This is a genomic window from Promicromonospora citrea, from assembly GCF_013004695.1.
Taxonomy (GTDB): Bacteria; Actinomycetota; Actinomycetes; order Actinomycetales; family Cellulomonadaceae; genus Promicromonospora; species Promicromonospora citrea.
This window is the reverse complement of the sequence record NZ_JABEMG010000162.1, coordinates 1-8764: the sequence shown is the minus strand read 5'-3', so window position 1 is coordinate 8764 and position 8764 is coordinate 1. Positions and strand designations below refer to the sequence as shown.

Genomic DNA, 8764 nt, shown 5'->3' with positions numbered 1-8764 from the left:
CTCCTCACGGCGCGACACGCACCCGGGCAGGCGCCGCACGACGCCCCCGCGCCCGGCGCGGCACCCGGGCACACGGCGGAGGCCCCCGCCGGCGCCTCGCGACCCGGGCGGCTGATCACGTACGGCTGGGCGTCCGGAGCCCCGAACCGGTACACCTCCTGGGCCGGCGACGACCGGATCCGGCCCGCGGACGGCGAGCGCGGGTTCGAGGTGCGCTACGTCGTCGGGCCCGACGCCCCGCCCATGGACGACCCGCGCGCCTACCAGCAGCGCGCGATCGCCCACGCCGCCTCCGGCCGCTGGCGCGTCGCGACGCACCGGGTGCCCCTCGCCGAGGCCGCCCGGGCGCACCGCGAGCTCGAGGAGCGCCGCACCGTCGGCAAGGTGGTGCTCGTGTGAACGCCGCTGCTACCCCCGCGCCCCCGGCCGCGAGCGCCGAGACACGGGCGGCGCTCAGCGGTGCGGCGCAGCGCCGGGTCCTCGTCGGCATGGTCGCCCTCTGCTCGCTCGGTGCGTTCGAGGCGCTCGCGGTCGCCACGGCGATGCCCGCCATCGCCGTCGACCTCGACGGCCTGCGGTTCTACACGTTCGCGTTCGCCGTCGTCTTCGCGACGAGCGTGGTCGGCATGCTCGCCGCCGGTCGCTGGTGCGACCGCTCGGGTCCCGCACCGGCGATGTGGACGGGTGTCGCACTGTTCGTCGTGGGGCTGGGCGTGGCGGGCGCCGCGACCGGGATGGGAACGCTCATCGCGGGGCGGGCGGTCCAGGGCGTCGGGAGCGGCCTGTTCGGTGTGGCGCTGTACGTGCTCGTGGCGCGCGTCTTCGCGCCGGACCGCCGCCCGGCCGTGTTCTCCGCGTTCGCGGCGGCGTGGGTGGTACCGGCGATCGTCGGGCCGGGCCTCGCGGGGCTGGTCGTGGAGCATCTCGGCTGGCGCTGGGTGTTCCTGGGCGCGGCGGTGCTCACCGTGCCGGCAGCCGTCCTGATGCGACCGGGCCTCGCGGCGGCCGGCGGGACGGGGGCCACCGGGGCGGTGGCACACGCGCCCGAGCCAGGTGCCGGGCGCGCGCAGGCCGCTCCGCTCGCCGCTGCTTTGCGCCTCGCCGGGTCGGTCCTTCGGGCGCGGCCAGGGCTGCCGTCGGTGATCTCCGTGCGGGCGCTGGTGTCGGCCGCCTTCACCGGGGCAGAGGTGCTCCTCCCGCTGCTCCTCGTCCACGAACGGCACCTGAGCCCTGCCGTCGCGGGGCTGGTCCTGACGGTGGGTGCGCTCGGCTGGTCCGCCGCGTCCTGGGTGCGCGGCCGCAACCTCCTGCACCTGAGCCACGCCGGCTACGTGCGCCTCGGCGGCGGGCTGCTCGCGTCGGGCGTGGTGGGCGCGGCTCTGCTCGTGGCGCCAGGGGTCCCGGTCGGCGCGGGCATGGCGTTCTGGGTCCTGTCCGGCAGCGGCATGGGTCTGGTGTACCCGACGCTCTCGGTCCTCACGCTCGAGCTCGCCGAGCCCCACGAGCAGGGCTCCGCGTCGTCCGCCCTCCAGGTGGCGGACGCCGTCGCCGGTGCGGTCGCCTCGTCCGTCACGGGGTCGCTGCTGTGGTCGCTCTACGCCGTCGCCGGTGTACCGGCGTACGCCGTCGTGCTCGGCGGCACGGGCCTGCTGGCCGCGACGGTGGTGGTGCTGGCAGCGCGCACCACGCCGGGCGCGCGGGAGGCAGCGGTCGCGCCCGGCGGCGTGACGACGGACGGCGCGACGACCCGCACCAGGTTCACCGACAGCACCTTCCCGGGTCCGCGTCCCTGAGGCGGCCCGGGCCCTCACGCCGCCTCCCCGTCGGTGGACGCGGCCCCGGCGGGGCGGCCGTCCAGGGCGTCGGACACGTCGACCACCGCGGCGCCCGGCGGGTCGCCGCCCGTCCCGCCGGGCGGGTCGGCGTCGACCGGGTCCGGCAGCCGGATGCGCCGTCCGCGGGCGTCCGTGAACGCCCACCCGCTGTCCAGGAGCGTCGCGGCGGCGCCCTGTCGGTTCACGGTCGAGCTCGTGCCGACCCAGCGCATGGTGATGCCACGGGTGTCGACGAGCTGGTGGTGGTACCAGCACAGCAGGGCACTGTTCGCGGCTGACGTGGAGCCGCCGTCCGCCCAGTGGACGACCGCGTGGTGCACCTCGCAGCGGGACGGCGGCTGGTCACAGCCCGGGTAGACGCAGTGGCGGTCCCGGGCGATGACCGCCCGCCGCATCTGGCCGCTCACGGTGCGCTGGGCGCGGCCGACGTCGAGCACGGCCCCGTCGGGGCCGAAGACGATGCGGGTGATCGCACTGTCGCACGCGAGCCGGCGCAGGAGCGAGCGCGGGATGCGGTCGCGGGACTCGGTGAGCACCGGGCCGCCCCGCGTGAGGGAGATCCCTGGCCCGCCGCCCTGCCCGGAGCCGCCCTGCCCCGAACCGCCCTGCCCCGAACCGCGTCCGCAGGCCGCACACCTCCCCTCGTCGGTGCAGGCGGCCTGGGCGAGCAGCTCGGTCCACGAGACCGTGACGTTGAGATGCGGCCGCACGGCCGCCCCCGGCGACGCCTGGTCGGTGTCGAGCACGAGGCGGGCGACGTCCGCGAGCGCCTGCGCCCTGCGCTGCCCGGGCGTGCGGGTGTCCTCCGCGCTCGGGGCGCCCAGGAGCGCGTTCACCGCTGTCGTCACGAGCGTCCCGTGCTCGTGGGTCAGGAAGCCCGCGACATGGAAGCCACCGAACGTCCGCGACAGGTCGAGGAACTCGCCCTCCGCCGCCTTGTCGTCGTCGGCGTCGTCCGCGTCGGGGTCGGTCACGGTGGCGAACCGGCGTGCGACCACGCGGAACCGGTCCGCGTCCAGCGTGCGCGCCTCGTCCAGCACGAGCGTCTCACCGGTGACCAGCACACCGTCGTCGACCGCTGCCTCCAGCGCCTCGGTCATGCGTGTGCGCGTGCGCTCGCCGTCCGGGTCGTCGGACGGGTCCGGGACGTCGACGGGCACCGTCTGCACGTACGCCTCCGGTGTCGTGACCTCGCCCGTGCGGGTGTCGACCAGCCAGGCGAGCGCGTCCTGCCGGGTGCGGCTCGTCGGCGCGACCTCGCACATCACGCGGGCGTGGTCGGCACCGAGCGTCCCGGCGACCAGTCGGTCCCGTGTCGCCGGCAGCGCCTGCGCGAGACGGCGCGCGGTGGAGACGTCCTTGCGCGCCGTCGACGCCGCGACGCCCTCCCGCAGCCGCAGCCAGGTCGCGAACGTCCGCGCCGCGCCGCCCGAGCGCCACGACCCCGCGTCCTCGATGCGGGGCAGCACCGCGTACCGCACCCCGTCCAGCCTGCCCGTGACCCGCCGCAGGCGCGTGTGCGTCGCGACGAGCCGGGCCGCGTCCGGGGCGCCCGAGCCGTCCAGGCTGCTCACCAGGGCCGCGAGGTCGCCCGCCGCCGCCTCGAGGTGTACCAGGGCGCGTTCCCAGGCCTGTGCGGTGGGCACGGCGTCGCGCGCCCCGCCCGGTCCTGGCTCCTCCACGCGCACCCGCCTTTCGTCGGCCCACCCTCGTCGTCACGCGCCATTCTCTCGTACAGCCGTACGCACCGCACGTGCGGTTCGCCATCTGTGGACAACTTTTCATCAACGTTCGGGACGACCGTCACATCGCACCTCCCTGCTCCGTCGAGGGGGTATGACGAGAGAGCATGGGCTCATGACGACCTCCGGCACGCAGGGCGAAGAGACGCACGGCGACCGCACGCGCGAGATCGGCGGGCACGACGTCGAGCTCGACCGCCTGCGCCCGCTCGCCTTCTCCGTCGCCTACCGGATGCTCGGGAGCGTCGCCGAGGCCGAGGACGTCGTGCAGGAGGCGCTCACCCGGGTGTCGCAGGCCGAGGACGTCCGCAACCCCGACGCGTTCGTGACCACCGTGACGACACGGATCTCCATCGACGTGCTGCGCTCGGCGCGGGTACGGCGCGAGTCCTACGTGGGCGAGTGGCTCCCCGAGCCGCTGGTGGGCCCCGTCCACCTGCCCGTCGCCATGGCCGCTCCCCCGCCCGACGCCGCCGCCCACGCCGAGCTCGCCGACGACCTCTCGACCGCGTTCCTCGTGCTCCTGGAGACCCTCACCCCGACCGAGCGTGCCGCGTTCCTGCTGCACGACGTGCTCGGCTTCCCGCACAGCGAGGCCGCGGACGTCATCGGCACGACCGAGGTCGCGGCACGCCAGCTCGCCTCCCGCGCACGACGACGCATCGCCGAGCGGCGCGAGGGTCGCACCCGCGACACGACGGCGGCGGACACGACGGCGGACGTCGACGGGCCGCCGGCCGACCGCCCGACGACGGACAGCTCGGCGACGAACGGCCCGACGGATGCCTGGCGATCGGCAGCCGCCCGGTCGACAGACCAGCCGACAGACCAGCCGACAGACCGACCGGCGACGCACCGGCCGGCAGCAGGCCGGCCGACAGCAGCGAGACCGACCCCAGGCACCCCGGCGTCACGAGGCCGTACGCGGACGGACGCCGTCGCGGGCACCTCCCCCGCACCGCGGAGATCCCGCGCCGGCGCACCCGTGACCGCGGCACCCGTCGGCCGCGCCGAGGAGCTCGTCACGCGGTTCCTCGCGGCCTGCGAGGAGGGCGCCGTCGAGCCGTTCCTCGCGCTGCTCGCGGAGGACGTCGTGCTCACCGGCGACAGCGGGGGCAACGTGCCCCGCGGCATGTCGATCGCGCGGCCCGTGGCCGGCCGGGAGCCGGTCGCCAAGACGCTGGCCGGCTTCCTGCGCTACGGCATGCCGGTGCGCTTCGAGCGCGCGCTGGTGGGCGGTCAGCCGGGCCTGCTCATCGTCGCGGACGACGTCCTGGGCGGCGGTCTGGTCGGCACCTGGTCGTTCGACGTGGCGGACGACGGGCGCCTGCGCGCGATCCACGGCGTCCTGAACCCGGACAAGCTGCGCCACCTGGGCCCGCTGGCCGACCTGGAGCGGATCGCGGCGTGGCTGCACGAGGCACGCGCGGAGTACGGCCGTCGCCGCAAGGCTGCCCGGCACGCCGACGGGTGAGCAGCCCGGGCGTCCACAGCGCGGCCCGACGAGGAGACGAGCCCGGCCGGCTCCCGCCTCAGCCGGCCTGTGCCGCGCCGTGCGCCGGCGTCTCGCCCGTCTCGGCCGTCGGCACGAACCACAGCAGCACCAGCCCGACGAGCACCACACCGATGATCCCGAACGTGCCCCAGATCGTCGCGCCGGTCAGCGCGATCACGATGCTCCACAGCGTGCTCGACATCCAGGACGTCGCCCGCCCCGTGGTGGCGTACAGGCCGAAGATCTCGGACTCGCGCCCGGCGGGCGTGACGCGCGCGAGGTAGGAGCGGGAGGCTGCCTGCGCCGGGCCGACGCAGGCGGACAGGATCAGCCCGCCGACCCAGTAGACGATCGGGCCGAGGTCGCGCAGGAGCACGACGCCCAGGCCGGCCGCCACGACCGTGCCGAGCGCCGTGAGGATGACGGCGCGTGGCCCGAACCGGTCGTCGGCGAGGCCCACGAGCATCGTGCTGATGCCCGCGACGAGGTTGGCGGCGATGCCGAAGACGATGACCTGGTCGGCCGAGAAGCCGAAGCTGACGCTGCCGATGATGGCGCCGAAGGCGAACACGCCGCTGAGCCCGTCGCGGTAGACCGCGCTGGCCAGCAGGAACCAGAAGGTCCGCCGGGCGGTGTGCCACAGGTTCTTGATGTCGCGGTAGAGCACGACGTAGCCCGCGAAGAACCCGACCGTGGGCCGGGCCGCACCGAGCTGCCGCTCGGGCACGTACGCGAAGATCGGCCAGGCGAACGCGACCGCCCACAGCGCGCAGGCGACGGCGATGACGCGGAACGGGAGGCCGTTGTCCGTCGGCATGCCCCACCAGTCGACGGTGTTCGCCACCACGACCAGCACGAGCATGAGGATGCCGCCCACGTACCCGAGCCCCCACCCGAGCCCGGACACCGCGCCGACGGTCCGCGGAGTGGCCACCGAGACCATCATCGCGTTGTAGTTGACGCCGCCGATCTCGCTGAGCACGCTCCCGAGGCCGATGACGGCGGCGCCGAGCACGAAGTACGCCGGGTCCGCCTCGACGAACCACAGCGCGAGCATGCACAGGACCATCCCGACGGTCGCTCCGCCGAGCCACGTCTTGCGGCGGCCGGTCGCGTCGGCGCGCTGCCCCAGCACGGGCGCGAGCAGGAGGACCAGGACGCCTGCCGCGGCGTTCCAGAACCCGAGGCCGCTGCTCAGCTCGGCGAGCCCGTGCTGGTAGGCGGGGTCGTCGGTCTCCAGCGCGGCGACCGCGGGGTCGAGGAACGCGTCGGTCGTCAGGTACAGCGCCGTGAACACGAACGTCAGGATCACGGTGTTGAACGGCTGGGTGCCCCAGTCCCAGAGGGCCCAGGAGATCACCTGACGGCGCGGCACGTGGGCGCCCTCGCGCAGCTCCAGCCCCATGGCCGGGGGCGGCGCGGCGGAACCGGGGGCCGTGCTGTCAGGTCGCTGGCGGGCGTCGGTCATGGCGGCAGTCTGCCCGGATCGTGCCGACCGCGGGGGGCGAGGCGGTCACGATCTCATACCGACCGCTCACCGACCCGACGACCAGCCGACGGCACCCCCGGAGACACCACCTGGGACACCACCCAGGACACCACCCGGGAGCCCGGCTCACCCCGCCAGGTTGTGCCGTCCGACCTGGTCGACGCGCGACGCACCCGCGAGCGCCATCGTGAGGTCGAGCTCGGCGAGCACGTGCGTGGCGACGGCGCGGACGCCGTCGGCACCGGCGAGCGCGAGGCCGTAGACCCAGGGGCGGCCGAGCAGGACGGCGTCGGCGCCGAGCGCGAGGGCGGTGAAGACGTCGGCGCCGCTGCGGACGCCGGAGTCGAACAGGACGGGTGCGGTCTCGGTGTGCGCGCGGACGGCGTCGGCGACGGGGGCGAGGGTGTCGAGCGCCGCGACGGCGTTGTCGACCTGGCGTCCGCCGTGGTTGGAGACCACGACGCCGTCGGCGCCGTGGTCGAGGGCGGCGCGGGCGTCGTCGGGGTGCTGGATGCCCTTGACGAGGATCGGCAGGGTGGTGCGCTCGCGCAGCCAGGCGAGGTCGGCCCAGGTGAGGGTGGAGCGGGAGAAGACGTCGAGGAAGGTCTCGACGGCCGCGCGCGCGTGCGGGCCGGTGAGGTTGCGCCAGGTGGGCCCGGGGTGGTGGCGGGCCATGGACAGCAGGGCGCGGACGGCGGCGAGCGTGGGCCGGGGTGCGGGCGCCGCGGGGTCGGGGGTGCGGGCGACGCGCTCGGCGACGAGGGCCTGGAAGGCGGGGTCGCTGAGGTACTGGGCGATGCCCTCGGCGCGCGCGAACGGCAGGTAGCCGAGGTCCAGGTCGTGGGTGCGCCAGCCGAGCACGTGGGTGTCGAGGGTGACGACGATCGCCTCGCAGCCGCTGGCCTCGGCGCGGCGGACGAACGACTCGGCGACGGCGTCGTCGGCCGACCAGTAGAGCTGGAACCAGCGCGGGCTGTCGCCGAGGGCGGCCGCGGTGTCCTCCATCGGGGTGGAGGCCTGGGAGGAGATGACGACGGGCAGGCCGAGGTCGCGCGCGGCCGCGGCGAGGGCGGGCTCGGCGTGCCCGGGTGCGGCGGCGCGCCCGCCGCGCTGGTGCTGGACCGCGAGCTCGAGCGCGCCGACGGGCCCGAACAGGACGGGCGCGGGCAGCTCGCGGCCCAGCAGGGTGGTGGTGAGGGACCGTTCGCCGACGTCGACCATCTGGCGCGGGACGGTGCGGTACCGACCGAACGCCTCGCGGTTGGCCGCGACGGTGCGCTGGGCTCCGGCGCCGCCGGCGACGTACGCCCAGCCGGTGCGGGTCATGCGGCGTCGTGCGGCGTCGGCGAGGGCGTCGGGGCTGGTGGGCACGACGGGGCGGCGCCCGAAGACACCGGCGCTGTAGATGGCGGACTGTGCGGTCCGACCGACGTTGGTCGCAGCTGGGGGCATGTCGGACATCCTGCCATCTCGTGGCCGGGCCGGCGCCCGTCAGCCGAGCGCCGTGACCTGCGAGAACCTCTCTCCGGTGAGCTCCTCCGACAGCGCCCAGACGCGTCGCGCGAGGTCGCCCTCGCCGGCCAGGGGTGCGGCGTCGGCCACGTGCGCGGGGCCGCGGACGCCGCCCAGGCGGCTCGGCCCGGAGAGGCTGCCGCCCGGCACGTCGCCGACGGCGGCGAGCAGCGTGGGCAGCGCGCCCTGCTCCGGCCCGTGGGCGAGGACGCGGGTGCCGGCGGCGAACAGGGCGTCCGCGGCGCGGTTGCCGGTCGTGGTCCGGAAGCCGGTCGCGGCCCAGCCGGGGTGCGCCGCGGTGGCGAGCACGGGCGATCCCGCGGCGGCGAGCCGTCGCTGCAGCTCCACCGTGAACAGCAGGACCGCCAGCTTCGACGCGCCGTAGGCGGCGAACGGGTGGTACGGGCGGGCGGCCCAGTGCGGGTCGTCCAGGTCGAGGCGCGCGGCCCGGTAGGCGGTCGAGGTGACGGTCACGACGCGGCCCCTGACGCGGTCGAGGAGCCGCGCGGTGAGCGCGACGTGACCCAGGTGGTTGATGCCGAGCTGGCTCTCGAACCCGTCGGCGGTGTGCCGCAGCTCACCGGCCATGGTGCCCGCGTTGTTGACCAGCAGGTCGACGGGGCCGTCGACCGTGGCGGCGAACGCCCGCACCGACTCCAGCGAGCCGAGGTCCAGCCGGCGCGCCTCGACG

Annotated in this window: 7 protein-coding genes; 3 read left to right on the top strand and 4 right to left on the bottom strand. The window is 75.9% G+C overall.

Translation table 11 applies throughout. The features are described from left to right. A partial coding sequence (locus HLB15_RS20810; protein ID WP_171108243.1) for a zinc-binding dehydrogenase occupies nt 1-399 on the top strand: 399 nt, incomplete at its 5' end. Next, nucleotides 396-1793, top strand: a complete 1398-nt coding sequence (locus HLB15_RS20805; RefSeq protein WP_212760167.1) for an MFS transporter — start codon at nt 396-398, stop codon at nt 1791-1793. The genes HLB15_RS20810 and HLB15_RS20805, both read left to right, overlap by 4 nt. Nucleotides 1794-1807: 14 nt before the next feature. Here HLB15_RS20805 and HLB15_RS20800 read toward each other — a convergent pair whose 3' ends face one another. Next, nucleotides 1808-3517 (bottom strand): HNH endonuclease signature motif containing protein, encoded by a 1710-nt coding sequence (locus tag HLB15_RS20800; RefSeq protein ID WP_171108242.1) that lies wholly within the window; start codon nt 3515-3517, stop codon nt 1808-1810. Between the two features lie 175 nt (nt 3518-3692). On the opposite strand from HLB15_RS20800, the gene HLB15_RS24375 reads away from it, so the two are divergent. Continuing rightward, the gene (locus tag HLB15_RS24375) at nt 3693-5051 is read left to right on the top strand and encodes a sigma-70 family RNA polymerase sigma factor (RefSeq protein ID WP_229785515.1); all 1359 of its coding nucleotides are present in this window, start codon (nt 3693-3695) and stop codon (nt 5049-5051) included. A 58-nt stretch (nt 5052-5109) separates the two neighbouring features. Here HLB15_RS24375 and HLB15_RS20785 read toward each other — a convergent pair whose 3' ends face one another. The 3 genes from HLB15_RS20785 to HLB15_RS20775 form a co-directional block, all read right to left on the bottom strand. Then, on the bottom strand, nt 5110-6540 hold the full coding sequence (locus HLB15_RS20785) for an MFS transporter (protein ID WP_171108241.1): 1431 nt from the start codon (nt 6538-6540) through the stop codon (nt 5110-5112). 147 nt (nt 6541-6687) lie between these two features. Continuing rightward, nucleotides 6688-8013, bottom strand: coding sequence for an alpha-hydroxy-acid oxidizing protein (locus HLB15_RS20780; protein WP_229785517.1), 1326 nt, complete (start codon nt 8011-8013; stop codon nt 6688-6690). A 39-nt stretch (nt 8014-8052) separates the two neighbouring features. Beyond that, the coding region (locus tag HLB15_RS20775) for an SDR family NAD(P)-dependent oxidoreductase (protein ID WP_171108237.1) at nt 8053-8764 on the bottom strand (712 nt) is incomplete at its 5' end.

What these genes read in the sequence shown, in the direction of transcription:
- HLB15_RS24375 (WP_229785515.1), top strand. Translation starts at nt 3,693, where the DNA reads ATGACGACCTCCGGCACGCAGGGCGAAGAGACGCACGGCGACCGCACG.
- HLB15_RS20785 (WP_171108241.1), bottom strand. Translation starts at nt 6,540, where the DNA reads ATGACCGACGCCCGCCAGCGACCTGACAGCACGGCCCCCGGTTCCGCC.
- HLB15_RS20780 (WP_229785517.1), bottom strand. Translation starts at nt 8,013, where the DNA reads ATGCCCCCAGCTGCGACCAACGTCGGTCGGACCGCACAGTCCGCCATC.